The following is an 18,128-nucleotide window of genomic DNA, read 5'->3' as shown; positions in this document are numbered from 1 at the left end:
GAATTTCTTGACGACCATAGAGCGTTGGAACCACCTGATCCCATCCCGAACTCAGAAGTGAAACGATGCATCGCCGATGGTAGTGTGGGGTTTCCCCATGTGAGAGTAGGTCATCGTCAAGATTGAATTCCGAAACCCCTGTCTGCTAACGCAGACAGGGGTTTTGTCGTTTCAGTGCCCACAAAAGTCCGATCTTCAACCCGCTCTGCGTGCCATGCTGCACCGACGAGCCTGCCACTTGCGCCACCAGATGTAGACGCCAGTTCCCGACAACCCCGCAATCAGAACACCCAATATCGCGATCATCACTTGCCCGGTGAAGCCTATGATCCGTCCCCCATGTATCGGCAATTGCAACCGATAAAACCGCTCTCCCAACGTCCCTTCTCCTGCGATCTCCTGCCCCAGTAATCGTCCGTCAGTACCGTGGAAGAACAACCAGGATTTACCGTGGGCCTCGGTGTCATGCTCTCCAAACCCCGCTCCGTAGAAGTTGTACTCAAAGCTGTAATACAACTCGCCGATCGCCGCTGTCAGCCCCAACCTTTTCCCCTCCTGCTGTGCCCTTTCGTATGCCTGTTGATAACTCAATCGGGTGATCCCCAGTTCTTCGGCAGGCATCCGCCCCCGCGCCTCATACACGCTCGGTTCAATCGGAGAAAACAACGACACCACCGGTTTGAAAACCTGGCTCGGCAGGTTCATCGCCACGCTGCTGACGGCGATCGGCAGCAACAACAACCACAGCCACAAGCCCCCTGCCCGATGCAGATCGAAGTTGAGTCGATAGGCATGACCGCCCTTGATCTTCCAGGCCATAGACCACTTCTTCCAGAACGGTTTACCCCGCGGCAACGTCAGCCAGAGGGCGATGAAGCAATCGATTACCCAGGCGATGGCCACCAACCCCATCAACAGCAAACCCCAGTTGCCGGGCAGTGTCAGGTTGTAGTGGAACTCGAGAATGAACGGAACGAAGTTCTCACGCTGGAAACAGCATTCGCCCCAGTAACGCTGGCCCTTTTGCTCGCCATTGACCGGGTCGAGATAGAACACTTGATTGCGTTCTTCAAACGGTTCGCCGGTCGCCGGACCATTCCGCGCAACCGCCGCGAGCAATGCCGTGTGGCCTGCCTCATTCGGGTACTCCATGTACCAGACCTGCAACTTCGGATGTGCCGATTGCAGCGCATCAACCAGCTCGCCTGGCGCTAGGCGCTCCCCCTCGGCCGACGCCGCGTAAAACTCCGGATTCAACCACTCATCCAGCTCATGATTGAATGCCAGAATGCTGCCCGTGATCCCGGCCAGCAGCAGAAAAAGCGCCGTGGCCAACCCGATATACCGGTGCAATAAAACCAGAAACGAACGCATGAAAATTTCCCCACAGTTACGACAAAGCCAGCCCCTGAAATCAGGGGCTGGCTTTTTTATGCACAAGACAAAGGCTTAGAACTGGTAACTGACCGTGGCGGCGACGTTGCGCTCTTCGCCCATGTAGCAGAAGTCCAGACTGGCGCAGGAGGCTACGTAGGATTCGTTGGTCAGATTGTTCGCATTCAGGCGTACGTCGACACCCTTCAGACCGACCTTGCCGAGGTCATAGCCAATCGATGCGTCGAACAATGTGTAGGACGGCACCTTCATGGTGTTCTCTGCATCCGCCCAGCTATAGCCGACATAACGTACACCACCGCCCAGTCGCAGCCCGTCGAGTGCCGCGCTGTCGAACTTGTAGTCGGCCCACAGCGATGCCATGTGCCGTGGCGCCTGGGTTGGCGAGTTGCCTTTGTTCTCGATCACATTGGTCGGTGTGCTCAAGGTGCTGGTCATCGACTTCGAGTATTCAATGTCGGTAAAGGTGTAGCTGCCGAGGACTTTGAGGTTGTCGGTCAGCTGCATGTGCGCTTCCAGTTCCAGACCCTGAGAGCGGACAGCGCCTACAGCGCGATAGAAGTTTTCCTGCGGCAGTTTGGTCGCCAGGTTCTCCTGATCGATGCGGAACAACGAGGCGGTGAACAGATTGTCAGTACCCGGCGGCTGATACTTCAGGCCCATTTCCCACTGCGTTCCATCGGTCGGTGCGAGCGGATTGCCGGCGCTGTCAGCGTAGGAATTCGGGTTGAACGACTCGGAATAGCTGACGTACGGCGCGAGCCCGTTATCGAACAGATACAGCGCGCCGGCACGGCCGGTGAGCTTGGTGCGTCGATCATTGATCTCGGTGCCGACCGGACGGCCCGCTTCGGCGATACGGTTTTCGTCGGAGGTTTCCACCCAGTCCTGACGCAGTCCCAGCGAGAAGCGCCACTTGTTCATCTCGATCAGGTCTTGCAGGTAAACGCCGGTCTGCTCCAGGCGCCGCAAATAGCTGGTCTCGCCGTAAGGCGTGATAGCGGAATTGCCATACTCCGGGTTGAACGCGTTGATCGGCGCCAGGCCGCCACTGGTCCAGTCGACCACGGTTTTGCGTCGCTGATAATCCGCTCCCATCAACACTGTGTGCTTGGTCGCTCCGGTGAAAAATTCGGCCTGGAGCATGTTGTCGACGATGAACGCGTGGAGACGCTCGTCACCGCCGGTGTAGTAGCGATTCAGTTCGTTACTGGTCGGCGACGTCCAGCCATAGGCGTACACCTGATCCATGTTCACTTTGGAGTCGAGGTAGCGGAAATTCTGCCGCGCGGTGAAGACGTCGTTGAAGCGGTGTTCGAACTGGTAACCGAACGACTGCTGATCACGGGAGTAGCCATCGATGCCCGGCTCGCCTTCGAAGAAATGCGGCGAAATGCGATTGCCGTTGCGCTGATGAATCGTACCGTCGGCCGGCACGCCACCGTGGTAGCCGCCATCCGGGTCATGCTGCAGATACGCTTGCAGCGTCAGCGACGTGTCCTCGTTGAAATCGATGCTGACGGTCGGCGCGAGGGCGAAGCGCTTTTCCTTGTTGTGGTCGAATTGCGTGTCGGACTGATCCGTCAAACCGATCAGACGATAGGCGATGCGCTTGTCGTCATCGACCGGTCCGCTGAAGTCAAAACCGACACCGCGCTGGCCCTGAGTGCCGACGGTGGCCTGAACCTGGTGATAGGCCTCGTACAGCGGCTTCTTGCTGGTCAGCGCCACCAGACCGCCCGGCGAGCTACGGCCGTAAAGTACCGACGACGGGCCTTTGAGAATATCGACGCGCTCGAGGAAATACGGATCGACCTGCATCGTGCTGTAGGTGCCGCTGTCGCCCATCGACTTGAGGCCGTCGAGGTAGATGTTGTCCACCGAACCGTCGTTGAAGCCGCGCATTGCCACGTAGTCGTAACGGTGCGTGGCGCCGTAAGGATTGGTCAGCACGCCGGGGGTGTAACGCATGGCTTGGGACACGGTTTGCGAGCCCTGGTCATCCATTTGCTCACGGGTGACCACGGACACGCTTTGCGAAGTTTCCAGCAACGCGGTACTGGTCTTGGTGGCGATCTGGCTGTGCGTCGCGTTATAGCCATCCATGCTGCCCAGCGCGTTGCCGAGGGCGAAGCCTTTGATGTCGGTGGTCGGCAGGGCCAGTGCTTCGGTTTCTGCGACGGAGCGCAACACATAGCTGCTGCCGTCCTGGCTGACCGCCTCCAGACCCGAACCACCGAGCAGATGACTCAGCGCCTGATCGGTCGAATACTCGCCCTGCACGCCGGGTGATTGTCGGCCTTGAGTCTGCTGTGGGGTCATCGACAAGGTGATGCCGGCTTGGCGTGCGAACTGGTTCAGCGCCTCGCCCAATGGCCCGGCGGCGATGTTGTAGCGGTGGCTGCTGACCTCGCTGGCATTGGCCGCCATGCTCAGGCCCGGCAACATGCCAACACCCATTACGGTAGAAAACAGCGCCGCCCGAACGGCGTGGCGCAACAGGCCGGATTCGGCAGAGAAATTCAGAGGGTTCTTACAGGTAACGCGCGCAGTCATTGTAGGTTTCCGTAGGCAGTCGCGAAGGCTGAGTTGAAGTGCTTACTGACTAAGCCGGACTTGCCGCGAAAACCCGCCAAAACAATTTCAGGCCACAGACTCCAGCGTCACCCACCAATGGGTGCGGTAGCGCAATTGCACCGGCAGGGTCTGCGGCAGGATTGCCAGCAGCTTGTCGGTGTCCTCAAGACGGAAAACGCCGGACAGGCGCAGATCCGCAATGTCCGACGCACAACTCAGAAAGCCCTGACGATACCGACCGACTTCGTTGAGGAAGTCACCCAGCCGCATGTTGCGGGTCACGATCAGCCCGTCGACCCAGGCACCGGCGTCCATGTCCAACGGCGGCGCCGGGCGAATTTGATGGTGGTCGATCAGATAGCTCTGACCGGCGATGGCCTCCATCGAGTTGCCTGCGGAGTGAATTGCGACCCGGCCACTGGTGACGCTCAGGCGCGTGCATCCATCTTCCTGGCGCAGAATGAATCGCGCCTTGAACGGCTCGTAACTGCCATGACGACTCTGCACCCGCAGCGGTCGATCAATTGGCGCACCTTCATCGGCGCCACCGCAGGTGACGATGATTTCGCCACGGGTCAGCCTGATCAGCCGTTGCTGTGCGGTGTAATCGAGATCCACGCTGCTGGCGGTGTTGAGTTCGATCCGCGTGCCGTCCGGCAACTGGAAGCCACGGCGTTCGCCGGTGGCGGTGGCGTAGTCGGCGCTCCATTGTTGCCAGGCGGAAGTGTCGCTGGCCAGCCACCCCGCCGAACCCATCAACAGGGCGCCGGACAACAGCTTCAACGCCTGACGTCGACCCAGACCCTGCGCACTGTTTTCCAGCGTGTTGAATGCCACCTGCGCACCGGGCACGGCGCGCAGATTGTGGGTCAGTTCAGCTTGCAGAGACTGCACCCGTTGCCAGGCCAGTTCGTGGTCATGGTGTTCGGCGCGCCATTGTTCGCACTGGCGATTCAGGCGCGGATTGCCATGGTTGTTGCGCAGGCGCAAGAGCCAGTGAATGGCCTGTCGGACGACCTGTTGCGGTGGCTCGGCGCGACGGCCAAGCGAGAGGTTATCCACTGGCATCAGTTTTCGTACCGCAGCACGTAGCAGTGAAACAGGGCGTCGGCGACGTAGCGTTCTACCGAGCGCAGAGACAGTCCCATCTGCTCGGCGATCTGCTTGTGGGTCAAACCTTCGCACTGCGCCAGCAGAAATGCCTGACGCACTTTCGGCTTCAGGCCTTCAAGCATGCGGGCAATGCCCTCGAGCAGTTCGATCACCAATGCGCGGGATTCGCCACTTGGGGTTTCGGCTTCAGGCAAATGGGCGATGGTTTCCAGATAGGCGCGCTCAATTTCTTCACGGCGCCAATGATCTATCACCAAACCCCGGGCAACCGTGCGCAAGAATGCGCGAGGTGCCTTGAGTTCCAGACGCTCGGTGCGTTGCAGCAAACGCACGAACGTGTCCTGAGCCAGATCCGCCGCATCGGCGGCATTGCCCAGTCGCGCGCGCAACCAGCCGTTGAGCCAGCCGTGATGACTACTGTAAAGCGCCTGTACTGCAAACTCAGATGAGGACATGAACGCGACAGCCCGAACGTCACAAATGATAATTAGTCGCATTGTCATCAAGGGTTACAGAATTTGCAACCGGCGCTGCAAAACAGTCATCAAAAAATGACAAGCGAACGCTCTGGCACGCCGTTCGGCGGGAATCTGCCAGAAATGCCGTCCATTTCCTGCAAAGCCCTAAGTTTTATCCGAAGCGTGCCGACAGACTGGTGAGACATGCGTGCACCAAAGTAGAGCAGCCGTCAGAACGCTGCCTGCGCTGTACATGGAATGTTGCATCCGGAACGCATCCCCACTTTTCGCATAAGAAGTCCCATGAAATGAATCTCAAGTTCAGCCATAAAATCCTGCTGGCCGCCTCGGGCGTTGTGGTCCTGGCGTTCGCGCTGTTCACTTTGTACAACGACTATCTGCAGCGAAATACGATTCGCCAGAACCTCCAGTCCTCGGTCCAGCAGGCCGGTGACCTGACCGCCAGCAGTGTGCAGAACTGGATGAGCGGACGGATTCTGGTGCTGGAAAACCTCGCGCAGAACGTCGCTCATCAAGGCAAGAACGCCGACTTCCCGGGCCTGGTCGATCAACCGGCCTTCACCTCGAACTTCCAGTTCACCTACGTCGGCCAGGCCAACGGTGTGTTCACCCAGCGCCCTGACGCGAAGATGCCGGACGGCTACGACCCGCGTCAGCGCCCGTGGTACAAGCAGGCCGTGGCCGCTGACCAGACCATGCTGACCCCGCCATACATGGCTGCCGTTGGCGGGCTGGTGGTGACCATCGCCATGCCGGTGAAAAAGAACGGCGAACTGCTCGGCGTAGTGGGCGGTGACCTGAGCCTGGAAACCCTGGTAAAGATCATCAACTCGGTGGACTTCGGTGGCCTGGGCCACGCGTTCCTGGTCAGCGGTGACGGTCAGGTAATCGTCAGCCCGGACAAAGACCAGGTGATGAAGAACCTCAAAGACATCTACCCGAACGCCGGTGTGCGCATCGAGAAGGGCAATCAAAACGTGGTGCTCAACGGCCAGGAACGCATCCTGTCGTTCACCCCGGTTGCCGGTCTGCCGAATGCCGAGTGGTACATCGGTCTGTCGATCGACCGCGACAAGGCCTACGCCGCACTCAGCCAGTTCCGTACCTCTGCAGTGATTGCGATGTTCGTTGCGGTGGGCGCGATTGCAGTGTTCCTGAGCCTGCTGATCACCGTGCTGATGCGTCCGCTGATCACCATGGGCCGCGCGATGCAGGACATCGCCCAGGGTGAAGGTGACCTGACCCGTCGTCTGGTAGTGGAAAGCAAGGACGAGTTCGGCGAGTTGGGCAGTTCGTTCAACCAGTTCGTGGAGCGGATTCACGCTTCGATCTCCGAAGTGTCTTCCGCGACTCGCCACGTACACGATCTGTCCCAACGGGTGATGGCATCGTCCAACGCTTCGATCATCGGCTCCGACGAGCAAAGCGCGCGCACCAACAGTGTCGCTGCGGCGATCAATCAGTTGGGTGCCGCCACCCAGGAAATCGCCCGCAACGCCGCCGACGCTTCGCAACACGCCAGTGGCGCGAGCGAGCAGGCCGATGACGGTCGTCAGGTGGTCGAGCAGACGATTCAGGCCATGACCGAGCTGTCGCAGAAGATCAGCCTGTCGTGCACCCAGATCGAAACCCTGAATGCCAGCACCGACAACATCGGCCACATTCTCGACGTGATCAAAGGCATCTCCCAACAGACCAACCTGCTGGCGCTCAACGCAGCCATCGAAGCGGCCCGTGCCGGTGAAGCCGGACGCGGTTTTGCGGTGGTGGCGGACGAGGTGCGTAACCTCGCTCACCGCACTCAGGAATCGGCGGAAGAAATCCACAAGATGATCACTTCGCTGCAGGTCGGCTCCCGCGAAGCGGTGACCACCATGAACGCCAGTCAGGCGTCCAGCGAGGAAACCGTTGAAGTGGCGAACCAGGCCGGTCTGCGTCTGGTCAGCGTGACCCAGCGCATCGGCGAAATCGATGGCATGAACCAGTCGGTGGCCGCCGCTACCGAGGAACAGACTGCCGTGGTGGAAACCCTCAACGTCGACGTCAACCAGATCAACCTGCTGAACCAGCAGAGCGTGGCCAACCTCAATGAAACGTTGAAGGATTGCGATGCGTTGTCGCAGCAGGCCAACCGTTTGAAACAGCTGGTCGACAGCTTCAAGATCTGATCGCTTGCGGTAAAAAACAGCCCGCTGCGGAGTGATCCGCAGCGGGCTCTTTCATGCCTTACACAAACAGCTTCAGCACATTGCCCATCGCGTCATCGGCAAACCCCTGCACGAAATCCTTGAACCCCGGCAGCGCCTCGGGCCCACCGCTGGCCGGCTCGGCAATGATCGTCCAGGTCGCCCGCGACTTGCCCGCGCCCAGTGACTCCACATTCATCGCCGCCCACAGATTGGCCACGCCCAGGGTGTTGTAGATGGTGGTCCAGGTCATGCTCAGCGCGTGGTCGTCCCGTGAGTTGAGTTGCTCGACCACGACGTTGCCATCCTTGAAGAACTTCTTGCGCAGCGAAGACACGCCTTCGCCGGTCATTTCGATGTGCGACAGCGCCGGAATGAAACGGTCGAAACCGTCGAATTTACCGACCACTGCCCACACTTGCCTGGCGTCCACCGGCACTTCCACCGAAGATACGACGTGGCAGCCGTGAGGGTTTTTGATCAGGGTGTCGGGTTGCAGATTGCTCATGGTGTTGCTCCTTGGTTGATGAGTCAGATGAAGTTGATTTCTTTCAGGTAGTCGCAGCCGCGACGCAGCAGCGCCGGGGATTTTTCCGGGTAGTGCGCGCCCATCTGCTGCACGCCGGCCTGGGCGTTGGCGTGGCCGATCAGGGAGATGTCGCCGATGTCTTCCTCGAAGCCGTTGAGGTAGAAACCGAGCACGCCGAACAGCGCGTTATCCGCATCGACCCGGCCCAGTTGCTGCTGCCAGTCGGCGACGCTGACCAGCGAAAACTCGCTGCCGGTTTCGCGAAACGACGCGACGTAGGCATCCCAGCTCAGGGGCTCCGGGTTGTGCAGGTTGAACACCGCTCGTTCCGGCGAATAACGGCTGGCGTGGAAGGCGATGAAACGGGCGAGGAAGTCCACCGGCATCAGGTCGAAATTCAGCGCGAAGGCCGGCACCTGACCGAGCTGGATCGAGCCCTTGAGCATCAGCATCAAACGGTTCTTGTGCGGCTGGCAGACGCCGCTGAGGCTGTTGAAACTGATGTTGCCGGGCCGATAAAGATTGACCCGCACCCCGCGTTCCCGCGCCCGTTCGAGGATGCGTTCACCGACCCATTTCGACAGGTTGTAGCCGTTGCGGATGTAGATCGGCGGCGTCGGTGCGGCGGGCAGTTCCAGCACCCGGCCTGCGTCGTCGACGGTACTGGACGCCGACAGCGTCGAGACGAAATTGAACACCTTCTTGCTGCGCCCTTCGCACAGCCGCACCAGTTCGAAAATCGGCTCGACGTTGTCCGCCGCCAGCGACTCGTAATCGAGCACGTGATTGACGTTGGCGGCGTTGTGTACCAGCGCGCCGAACTCGCGATCCAGTCGCTCGAAGTCCCCATCAGCCAGGCCCAGTTGCGGCTGTGTAATGTCTGCCGAATAGATCCGCACCCGACTCAGGTCCAGATGCTCCAGCCGGTTCTCTCGCAACGATTGGGCAAAGCGCTGCGCCGCGGTTTGCCCGCCGCCGTCGCGCACCAGACACGCCACCTCGCTGGCGCCCCATCCCAGCAGCGCCTCGACGATGTGCACACCGACAAAACTGTTGGCGCCGGTGACGATCACCTTGTGCACATCGCCCATGCGGCTGATCGGCAATGGCTCGATTTCCAATGGTCGCTCGGCGTCGGCCATCGCCTGGGCGCTGAGCACCGCGCTGTCATCGGTGCCGCGTACCAGGGTGGCGAGCTTGGTGATGGTCGGCAGTTCAATGAAGCGGTTGATCGAAATGCTGCGGCCGAACTCTTCCCGCAGACGCAGGAGCATGCGTGACAGCAGAATCGAGTGACCGCCGAGATTGAAGAAGCTTTCGTCGGTGGAAATGTCGCTGATCGGCAGCTCCAGCAACTCGCCCCAGATTTCCAGCAGCAGCGCTTCGTCGGCGTTGGCCGGCAGGCATTTCGGGCCGCTGTCCTGCACGCTGACCGGCAGTTCCAGCAGCGCCTTACGGTCGACTTTACCGTTGGCGGCGAATGGCATGTTCGGCAGTTCCGTCCATGCCACCGGTTGCATGTAGTCGGGCAAAAACTGCTGCGCGTGAGCTTTCAAAGACTCCCGTGCGGCATCCGATTGCGGCTGGGCGAGGAACGCCAGAATTCGCCGCTGACTGTCGATCACCACGGCGATCTGCCGATACAGCTGGCTCTCGCGCAGGCACCGCTCGATTTCTTCCGGCTCGACCCGGAAGCCGCGGATCTTCACCTGATTGTCGCGGCGTCCGCACAGCTCGATGCCATCCTCGCCCCACTTGGCCATGTCGCCGCTGCGGTAGGCGCGCAGACGTTGGCCGTCAGGCAATTCCAGATCCAGATAGCGCTCCGCCGTCTGCTGTGGGTTGTTCAGGTAACCCAGGCATACGCCGGGACCGACGATGAACAGCTCGCCCACCGTTTGCTCCGGCACCGGTTGCAGGTCGTCATCGAGGATCAGCACCTGACTGTTGGCAATCGGCCCGCCGAGGGTGCGATTGCTGTCGCCCGGTTGCAGTTGCCGCGCGGTGATCAGCACCGTGGCTTCGGTCGGGCCGTAGAGGTTGTGCAGCTTGCCCTGACGCGTCAGTTGCTCGATCACGAACGGTTCACACACGTCGCCGCCGGTCATGATCTGCCCGACGCTTTGCAATTGCTCCAGCGGCAGGATGCTCAACAGCGCCGGCGGCAGGAACGCGTGGGTCAGTTGCCGGCGGCGGATCAGCGCCACCAGTTGCAGCGGATCGCGGCGCTGGTTGTCATCGGGCACTACCAGTTCCGCGCCTTCGAGCAGGGTCGGGAAAATATCGATCAGCGACGAGTCAAAACTCAGCGACGAGAACTGCAACACCCGACTCTCGGCGTGCAACTGCACATAGTCGGCGTACCACGCGGTGAAGTGCGCGAGGTTTGCCTGACTGAGCAGCACACCCTTCGGATGCCCGGTGGTGCCCGAGGTGTAGAGCGCCATGCACGGCGTGTCGAGCTCGGGCCGGTGGTGCATCAACGGTTGCGACAGATCGGCGTCGGTGCTGTCGATGCGACAGACATCCAGCCCCGGCATCGAACCGCTCAGCGGGTGTTCGCCGTCGTGCAGCAACAGCACCGCCCCGGCGTTTTCCAGAATGTACTGCTGGCGCTGAAGCGGATGGCTCGGTTCCAGCGGCAGGTACACCGCGCCGCTGCCGAGAATGGCCAGGATAGAAGCAAACAGCGCATCGCATTTCGGCAGGCAAATCCCCACCACCCACGGTTGCGGTTGTGCCTCCAGCATTGCCAGCAACCGTTGCTGGATCGCCCGGCTGTGATCATGCAACTGGCGATAGCTGATCGACTGCTCTGCGAGGTGCAGTGCCGGGCGTTCCGCGTGTTCGATCAGGCTCCGTTGCAGCCGCTCGATCACCGGGATCTGCGCCTGTTGCAACAACGCCGCATTGGCCGTGGCATTGAAGCGATGGACATAAGCCAGGCTGTCGAGAAACAGCAGGTTTTCCACCTGCTCGAAGTCCGGCGCACGAGCCGTCTCTGCGTGCTGGAAATACTCGGCATCGCGGGAAAAACGACTGACCAGCAGCGCCACTTCGTCCACCACCTGCGCCAGTGCTCGCTGGCGCAGGGCCTGACCGTTGCCGGACGGTTCGTCGGCGATGGGCACGCGGCTCAGCAGCGTCGAGTTGCACAGGCACAGCAGATCAAGCACCGGCAAACCGCCGGCGCCCGTTGCACCGATGCCCAGACGCAAGGTCAGGTACGGTGTCGTGCCATGATCCTGCGGCGCAAGGCTGCCGTCATCGATCACCAGGTCCATCGACGGAGCGGTTTCTGTCAGCAATGAATGACCGTGTTGTTCGAGCTCCTGCGCCAGGTCGGTCAAGGCCTGGCTGCGGCCCCTCAGCAAAATGTCGAGACGTCTCATGTCAGCCTCCTTGTCAAACCAGGTAGTCGCGCAGGGCGTGCTGCACGCACGGAGTGTCGAGCAGTGAGCTGTTGTGGAAAAAGCGCACGATGTTGCCCACCAGCGGGTGATGACGATTGATCGGGAAGGCCAGTCCGGCCATCTCGTCCTTCAGCGCTCGACGCGTTGCATCGTTGACCGGCAAGGCATCGATCAGGCGCAGGTCGAAGGACTTCTGGATGTCGTTGGTCAGGTAATGGCCGATGAACACCGGCAGGATCTGCGCGATGCATTCGCGATCCGCATCGCTCGCGGTATGCCAGTAGATACGCACCATCCGCGCCCAGAAATTCGAGTGCCGGCCCTCGTCGAGCAAGTGGTCGGCCATCAGGCCCTTGATCGACGGCTTGACCGTGTCGTCCCGGGCGAACGCTGCGACATCGCCGGTCACGGTGTTCTCGGCGATGGCGACGCAGATCAGTTCCACGGCGCTGCGCAGGTGCTCCGGGGCCAGTTCGACGGCAGCCGGAATCGCCCGGCTCAGTTCGATTTCATTCGGCAGCTCGATCGGCTCGACGCCGGTCATGGCCACGGTCTGCTGCATGAAATCCATCGCTACCAACGCGTGGTAATCCTCGTCCACCACCACGGTCATGGCGTCGTAGCGACAGGCGAACGGGAAGGCCACGGCGAAGCGGTTCTTGGCGATGCTGCGCGCGGTTTTGTCGACGATCTCGGTTTCGAAAATCACCACGTCGTTGATGAATTTGTACAGCGTCTGCACCAAGGCGAAATCACGCTGTTCCGGGCATTCGCGCAGGAAGGTTTCGCTGAGCACCAACGGCTGGCGGCTGAGCGGATAGATCAGCCGCGCGTCGCCCTCCAGCACGCGGCGTGGTCTGGTGCGAATGGTCGCGCGGCTTTCCCAGGCGTCGGCGAAAGACTGGTAGTCGGCGGCGTTCATTGGGCCACCTCCGCCAGCGGTTCGCGCATGCTCAGGCGCAGACCGTCCCACAGGGCGATGCGGCTTTCCACGGCGGCGATGGCGCTGGCGTAGACCTCGGCTTCGCGCTGCGGATCGCCGTCCACCAGTCGATCCAGCAGTTGCTCGGCGGCCGGGCCGTGGTCTTCGGAGTCGACCTCGATGTGTCGCTCCAGGTAGTAACGGAAGGTCGGTGCCTGCTCGACGCCAATGCCCCAGGCATCGAGCATGCGCTGGAACATGGTCGGGATCACGCTCTCGCGACCATGCAGGAATGCGGCGGCAACGCTGTGACCGGGTGCATTCAGTGCGGTGTGCAAGGTGTCACGGACGAATCGCGCCGCCGCTGGATCAACCTCGACGCTTTGCAGGGCGACGTCGTAACTCACGCCTTCCTGTTGCAGTGTCACGAAGCGCTCCACCGCTGTCGTGTCCGCACCGACTTCGCGCATCGCATCGAGGTACAGTTCGAAGTGACTGTAATGCCCGTGTGACAGCCGATCGTCCGATTCTTCGCCGAGCACGATTTCATTGATCAGTCGTGCCGCGCGCGGATCCCGTGGCGGCAACCACGGCAGGCGAGTGCAAGTCAGTTCCTGCTGCAGGCGCTTGGTCAGTGACATGAAGTCCCAGACGGCAAATACATGGGATTCCATGAACCGGCGCAATGTCGCCAAAGAATCGATTTCGGAAAAGATCGGATGAACGCTGAGTTCGGCTTTCTTTAGTGTAAGTTGCTCTTTGGTTGGCATGGTTGCGAGACTCTGGCTAATAGGGAATAGGGATTGTTCAATCAATTGCTAATAACGTTGAACAAGTTTCTCCAGGCGAACGACAGCCTCATTCGGTTTCGATGAAAACAGGCAATGTCTGAAGGGCCCGATACAGCAGCGGACGGTCAAGCCGTAGCAATCGAGGCCGTACTGCAAGGTTGTGCCGGGTTTGTCATTTCGGATCCAAACTCGGCGAAGAAAAACTAATACATCGCAAAACAACTTAACAAGTTTATTTTTAATTATTTTTAGTTGGTAGTTTTTGAAGTATGAGTGGGCCTGATAAAACTTATAAGTTAAGTTTTATTTGGGCGTAGTTACTCCTTTCGGCGGTTAATGGCCAAAATTGAACGACAAGAGTGAATGCCTCACTCGAAGCAACTTTCCAATTGAGTATTTGAATGAATATGAGGGGATGAAGTCGGGCTGTAACGGCGCCGTTTCTTCCTGTTCCCGTGACAAGGCTCCTTCCGTAGGTTCCTGGTGCGGGGACTGCTGCCGGGGCGGCGCGTCCCCGTTCTATATTGGGTTGGCGATCCAAGGGTGCGCGTAAATCGGCGCCGCGGCTATCGTCGAAAATGACTTCCTTGCGGTGCAAATTCCGGGCTGTTCAAAGCAGGGGGGAGGTTAGAGCGCAGGCGTCGATGTGCCACGGCAAATGACCGTGACCGGTGGGGGGATTTGTAAGCGGGTTATTCGCCGGGTGAGTGGAGGCTCACCCGGGAGGGAGGATTCAGCGCGCCGCTTTGCGGCTTTGGCCGGCGGAGCTGGCCAGGTAACGGGTGATCACCTCGACACCGCGATTGAGGTGCTGCTCCAGCAGTGTCACGGCGTGCGGTGTGTCACGCTCTTTCACCGCCTGCAACAACGCGCGGTGATCGTCCTGGGAGAGCTTGCCCAGGCCCATGGCCTCGAGGTTGAAGCGCAGGAAGCGTTCTTCCTCATTCAAGCCGTCTTCCACCAGCCGCAACAGCCGGCCATTGGGCGCCTTGCTGTAGAGTGCCATGTGAAACAGACGGTTGAGCCGACCGATTTCGGTGTAGTCGTGTTCGATTTCCAGCTCTTCGATGTAGCCGGCCGCGCGTTCGTGATCGGCCGGGGACAGCAGCGGGATCGACTGGCGCAGCGCTTCGGACTCCAGCAGGATGCGCAGCTCGTAGGTTTCCGTTGCATCGCCCTGGATCAGCGGCGCCACCACCGCGCCTTTGTGGGCAATCACGTTGAGCAGGCCCTGGGCTTCGAGTTGACGCAAGGCTTCGCGTACCGGCATGCGGCTGACGCCGAACAGATCGGCCAGATCCTGCTGGCGCACGGCGGTGCCGCAGGGCAGGCGCCCGTCGAGAATCGCGGCGCGCAGGGTTTCTTCGATGACCGAGCGTGCCAGATGCGCGGGAATCGGGCCGTCGACTTTGATGCTGTGGAGTGGCTTGGGCTTCTGGGTCACAACTGCACACCCTATGACTGCGATATTTGGATCCAAAGGACACTAGTGATTGCTCTACAGGTTGTCAAACCGTGTAGAAGAACCCTGTCACATCTGAAGTTTAGCGCGCCAGCGATGATCTCAGGGTGCCATTGTTTTTTGCTGGGCTAACCTTCACCATCAAGCGCTTTCTTCTCTGCCCTGGATGCCTTGCATTGGCGGTACGTTTCGCAATCCCACGGATTGCGCGCTGGCTTGCCTGCGCGCTGCTGCTGGCCGGCATCATGCTGGGCGGCCTGCATGCCGATTGGGATTTTTCCGCGATCAGCCGCAAGGCCACGGCACTGTACGGGCCGTTGGGTGCCGGGCAACAGCGGATCGATGCCTGGCAGAATCTGCTGGCCACACAGAAGCAGGTCAGCGAGATGGAAAAGCTCAAGGTGGTTAACCTGTTTTTCAACAAACAGATGCGCTACGTCGAAGACATCGATCTGTGGCACGAGGTCGATTATTGGGAAACCCCCATCGAAGCCTTGTGGAAAGGCGCCGGCGACTGCGAAGACTACGCGATCGCCAAGTATTTCAGCCTGCGCCACCTCGGTGTGGCCAGTGACAAGTTGCGCATCACCTACGTAAAGGCCCTGCGCCAGAACCGCGCGCACATGGTCCTGACTTACTATTCCAGCCCTGACGCCATGCCGCTGGTGCTCGACAGCCTGATCGACCCGATCAAGCCGGCCGCCGAGCGAACCGATTTGCTGCCGGTCTACTCTTTCAATGCCGAAGGTTTGTACCTGCCGGGAGCGAAGGGCAACAAGAAGGTCGGTGACACCAAACGCCTGTCACGCTGGCAGGATGTGTTGAAGAAAATGCAGGCCGAAGGATTTCCGGTCGAGACGACTAACTAGGAGCACGCGCTCAGATGTCTTTGTTCAAACAGCTGTTGATCGCTATCTGTCTGTTCCTGGTGGTCGCCTTCGCCGGCAGCTTCATGGTCAGTCTGGAGAGCTCGCGTACCCAGTACGTCAACCAGTTGCGCTCCCACGCCCAGGATGCGGCCACGGCGCTGGCGCTGTCGTTGACGCCGAACATCGATGACCCGGCGATGGTCGAGCTGCTGGTCAGTTCGATCTTCGACAGCGGTTATTACTCGAGCATCCGCGTGGTCGATCTGAAGACCGACCAGACCATCGTCGAGCGCAACGGCATTCCGGCGGTCACCAACGTGCCCGATTGGTTCGTCAAACTGATCGGCCTGGAGCCGGCCGGTGGCGATGCGCTGGTCAGCCGTGGCTGGGAGCAGGCGGCACGGGTCGAGGTAGTCAGCCACCCGATGTTCGCCCTGGCCAAGCTCTGGCAGAGCGCACTGGGCAGTCTGGGCTGGTTGCTGGTCTGCGGCGCGGTGAGTGCGGTGCTGGGCGCGTTGTTGTTGCGTCGGCAATTGAAGCCGCTCGATTACATGGTCAAGCAATCCCACGCCATCGCTCGTCGTGAGTTCCTGAGTCTGCCGGACCTGCCGCGCACGCCTGAATTGCGCCGCGTAGTGCTGGCGATGAACCAGATGGTCGAGAAGCTCAAGGCACTATTCCAGGAGCAGGCCGAGCGCAGTGAAAAACTGCGCACCGAGTCCTACCAGGACAACCTCACCGGGTTGGCCAACCGGCGTTATTTCGAGATGCAGCTGAATGCGCGGGTGAGCAACCCGGAGCAGGCCAGTTCCGGTTATCTGCTGCTGTTGCGGGTCAAGGACCTGGCCGGGCTGAACCAGCGCCTTGGCGGTCAGCGCACCGATGAATTGTTGAAAGCGGTCGGCGAGCAACTGTCCCGCGAGTGCGCCAAATATCCGGAAACCCAGAACCTCGTCACCCGAATTCGCGGTGGTGAATTCGCCGTGCTGGCGCCGGGGCTGACCCGCGAAGAGGCGCTGCAACTGGCGCAGAGTCTCGACAGTGCCCTGAGCAGCCTGCACGCGACGGGTGCCACCGACGTGGCCGCCGTGGCTTCTATCGGCCTGGCACCGTTCGCTCACGGCGATTCGCCGCAAGCGGTCCTCAGCCTCGGCGATCAGGCGCTGGCCCAGGCCGAAGGGCAGGGCGAGCAGAACTGGGCGTGCCTCGATCAGAGCCTGGTGGCAGACGTCGGTGACGATCACCACGCCTGGCATCGCCTGCTCGATCAGGCGTTGAATCAGCGGCGTTTCGAGCTGTTCTTCCAGCCGGTGGTGGCGGCGCAGGACACGCAACTGGTGCTGCATTACAAGGTGCTGTCGCGCTTGCTCGACGAGCAGGGTCAGACCATTCCCGCCGGGCGCTTCCTGCCCTGGCTGGAGCGCTTCGGCTGGACCGCGCGACTGGACCGGTTGATGCTCGAGCGGGTGCTGGAGCAGATGGCCGGACATGAAGAATCTTTGGCGCTGAACCTGTCCTCGGCGACCCTGGCCGATCCGCAGGCGTTGAACAAAGTGTTCGAGATTCTGCGGGCGCATTCCAACCTCGGAGCACGCCTGACCCTGGAAATCGGCGAGGAACAATTGCCGGAGCAAGCGGTGCTGGAACAGCTGACCCGGCGCCTGCGCGAGCTCGGTTTCTCCCTGAGCCTGCAGCGCTTCGGCGGACGCTTCAGCATGATCGGCAACCTGGCGCGGCTGGGGCTGGCGTACCTGAAGATCGATGGCAGCTACATCCGGGCGATCGATCAGGAAAGCGACAAGCGGCTGTTCATCGAAGCGATCCAGCGTGCGGCGCACAGCATCGATCTGCCGTTGATTGCCGAACGGGTCGAGACGGAAGGGGAATTGTCGGTGATTCGCGAGATGGGGTTGTATGGGGTTCAGGGGCAGCTGTTCGGTGAGCCAAAACCCTGGGGCTGACTGATCTTTCCCACGCTCCGCGTGGGAAAGATCCAACGGATCAGATCAACCCGCCCTCATCCTCATCGATCAACTGGCTCAACCCGCCCAGCGCTTCCCGCGCCTGGGTCCGGTCCATCAGCTTGGCCTGGGCCGCCGGCGGCAGGTCGGTGACGCGGATCACGCCTTTGCTGGTCAGCACCTGAATCAGGTCATCGAGTACCCGGATCATTTCCAGGTCGCTCTGCTTGAGCTGTTTGAGGCTGTTCTCCACGGCTTCGTTGGCGTACCAGGCCTGGATTTCGTGGTGGTCGGCCGGCAGCGTTTCCGTGGCCTCGGCGTAGGCCGCAGCTTCCACGCGAATCAACTGACCCTGCGCATCGCGTTGCACGTAAAACATTGAGCATCCCTCGGAAATGGACCAGCGTCATGCTGTCAGCAGCATAGCCAAC

At 60.5% G+C, this 18,128-nt stretch carries 13 protein-coding genes and 1 rRNA gene; 4 read left to right on the top strand and 10 right to left on the bottom strand.

Annotated features, from left to right (window positions below; translation table 11 throughout):
• Nucleotides 1-6: 6 nt before the first annotated feature.
• Nucleotides 7-122, top strand: a 5S ribosomal RNA gene (gene rrf, locus JKA62_RS12975).
• Between the two features lie 73 nt (nucleotides 123-195).
• Here the strand turns inward: rrf and JKA62_RS12970 are convergent.
• The 4 genes from JKA62_RS12970 to JKA62_RS12955 form a co-directional block, all read right to left on the bottom strand.
• On the bottom strand, nucleotides 196-1,374 hold the full coding sequence (locus JKA62_RS12970) for a PepSY-associated TM helix domain-containing protein (protein ID WP_201818067.1): 1,179 nt from the start codon (nucleotides 1,372-1,374) through the stop codon (nucleotides 196-198).
• Between the two features lie 75 nt (nucleotides 1,375-1,449).
• Nucleotides 1,450-3,951: a TonB-dependent siderophore receptor gene (locus JKA62_RS12965; RefSeq protein ID WP_201818064.1), complete on the bottom strand. Its 2,502-nt coding sequence runs from the start codon at nucleotides 3,949-3,951 to the stop codon at nucleotides 1,450-1,452.
• A gap of 87 nt (nucleotides 3,952-4,038) precedes the next feature.
• On the bottom strand, nucleotides 4,039-5,040 hold the full coding sequence (locus JKA62_RS12960; RefSeq protein WP_201818062.1) for a FecR domain-containing protein: 1,002 nt from the start codon (nucleotides 5,038-5,040) through the stop codon (nucleotides 4,039-4,041).
• On the bottom strand, nucleotides 5,040-5,540 hold the full coding sequence (locus JKA62_RS12955; protein WP_041475098.1) for a sigma-70 family RNA polymerase sigma factor: 501 nt from the start codon (nucleotides 5,538-5,540) through the stop codon (nucleotides 5,040-5,042). The genes JKA62_RS12960 and JKA62_RS12955 overlap by 1 nt, the downstream gene beginning before the upstream one ends.
• Before the next feature lie 311 nt (nucleotides 5,541-5,851).
• On the opposite strand from JKA62_RS12955, the gene JKA62_RS12950 reads away from it, so the two are divergent.
• Nucleotides 5,852-7,732, top strand: a complete 1,881-nt coding sequence (locus tag JKA62_RS12950) for a methyl-accepting chemotaxis protein (RefSeq protein ID WP_011331841.1) — start codon at nucleotides 5,852-5,854, stop codon at nucleotides 7,730-7,732.
• Nucleotides 7,733-7,790: 58 nt separating this feature from the next.
• On the opposite strand, the gene JKA62_RS12945 is transcribed toward JKA62_RS12950, so the two are convergent.
• From JKA62_RS12945 to JKA62_RS12925, 5 genes are all read right to left on the bottom strand, one after another.
• On the bottom strand, nucleotides 7,791-8,258 hold the full coding sequence (locus tag JKA62_RS12945; protein WP_201818059.1) for an SRPBCC family protein: 468 nt from the start codon (nucleotides 8,256-8,258) through the stop codon (nucleotides 7,791-7,793).
• A 23-nt stretch (nucleotides 8,259-8,281) separates the two neighbouring features.
• Nucleotides 8,282-11,671 carry a non-ribosomal peptide synthetase gene (locus tag JKA62_RS12940; RefSeq protein WP_201818056.1) on the bottom strand — a complete coding sequence of 1,130 codons (3,390 nt, stop codon included), beginning with the start codon at nucleotides 11,669-11,671 and terminating at the stop codon, nucleotides 8,282-8,284.
• A gap of 13 nt (nucleotides 11,672-11,684) precedes the next feature.
• Nucleotides 11,685-12,614: a diiron oxygenase gene (locus tag JKA62_RS12935; protein ID WP_011331843.1), complete on the bottom strand. Its 930-nt coding sequence runs from the start codon at nucleotides 12,612-12,614 to the stop codon at nucleotides 11,685-11,687.
• Nucleotides 12,611-13,384 carry a DUF3050 domain-containing protein gene (locus JKA62_RS12930; RefSeq protein ID WP_011331844.1) on the bottom strand — a complete coding sequence of 258 codons (774 nt, stop codon included), beginning with the start codon at nucleotides 13,382-13,384 and terminating at the stop codon, nucleotides 12,611-12,613. The genes JKA62_RS12935 and JKA62_RS12930 overlap by 4 nt, the downstream gene beginning before the upstream one ends.
• A gap of 754 nt (nucleotides 13,385-14,138) precedes the next feature.
• Nucleotides 14,139-14,849 carry a GntR family transcriptional regulator gene (locus tag JKA62_RS12925; RefSeq protein WP_011331845.1) on the bottom strand — a complete coding sequence of 237 codons (711 nt, stop codon included), beginning with the start codon at nucleotides 14,847-14,849 and terminating at the stop codon, nucleotides 14,139-14,141.
• 194 nt (nucleotides 14,850-15,043) lie between these two features.
• Here JKA62_RS12925 and lapG point away from each other — a divergent pair, with 194 nt between their 5' ends.
• Nucleotides 15,044-15,736: a cysteine protease LapG gene (gene lapG / locus JKA62_RS12920; RefSeq protein WP_007960234.1), complete on the top strand. Its 693-nt coding sequence runs from the start codon at nucleotides 15,044-15,046 to the stop codon at nucleotides 15,734-15,736.
• A gap of 14 nt (nucleotides 15,737-15,750) precedes the next feature.
• Nucleotides 15,751-17,697, top strand: a complete 1,947-nt coding sequence (gene lapD / locus JKA62_RS12915) for a cyclic di-GMP receptor LapD (protein ID WP_201818053.1) — start codon at nucleotides 15,751-15,753, stop codon at nucleotides 17,695-17,697.
• Nucleotides 17,698-17,737: 40 nt separating this feature from the next.
• On the opposite strand, the gene JKA62_RS12910 is transcribed toward lapD, so the two are convergent.
• The gene (locus tag JKA62_RS12910; RefSeq protein WP_007960236.1) at nucleotides 17,738-18,076 is read right to left on the bottom strand and encodes a hypothetical protein; all 339 of its coding nucleotides are present in this window, start codon (nucleotides 18,074-18,076) and stop codon (nucleotides 17,738-17,740) included.
• Nucleotides 18,077-18,128 lie beyond the last annotated feature (52 nt).

Origin of the sequence: Pseudomonas sp. B7 (assembly GCF_016735645.1) — a bacterium.
In the GTDB taxonomy this organism is placed as follows: domain Bacteria; phylum Pseudomonadota; class Gammaproteobacteria; order Pseudomonadales; family Pseudomonadaceae; genus Aquipseudomonas; species Aquipseudomonas glycinae.
Note: the sequence above shows the minus strand (reverse complement) of the source record. Positions and strands in the feature narration are given on the sequence as shown.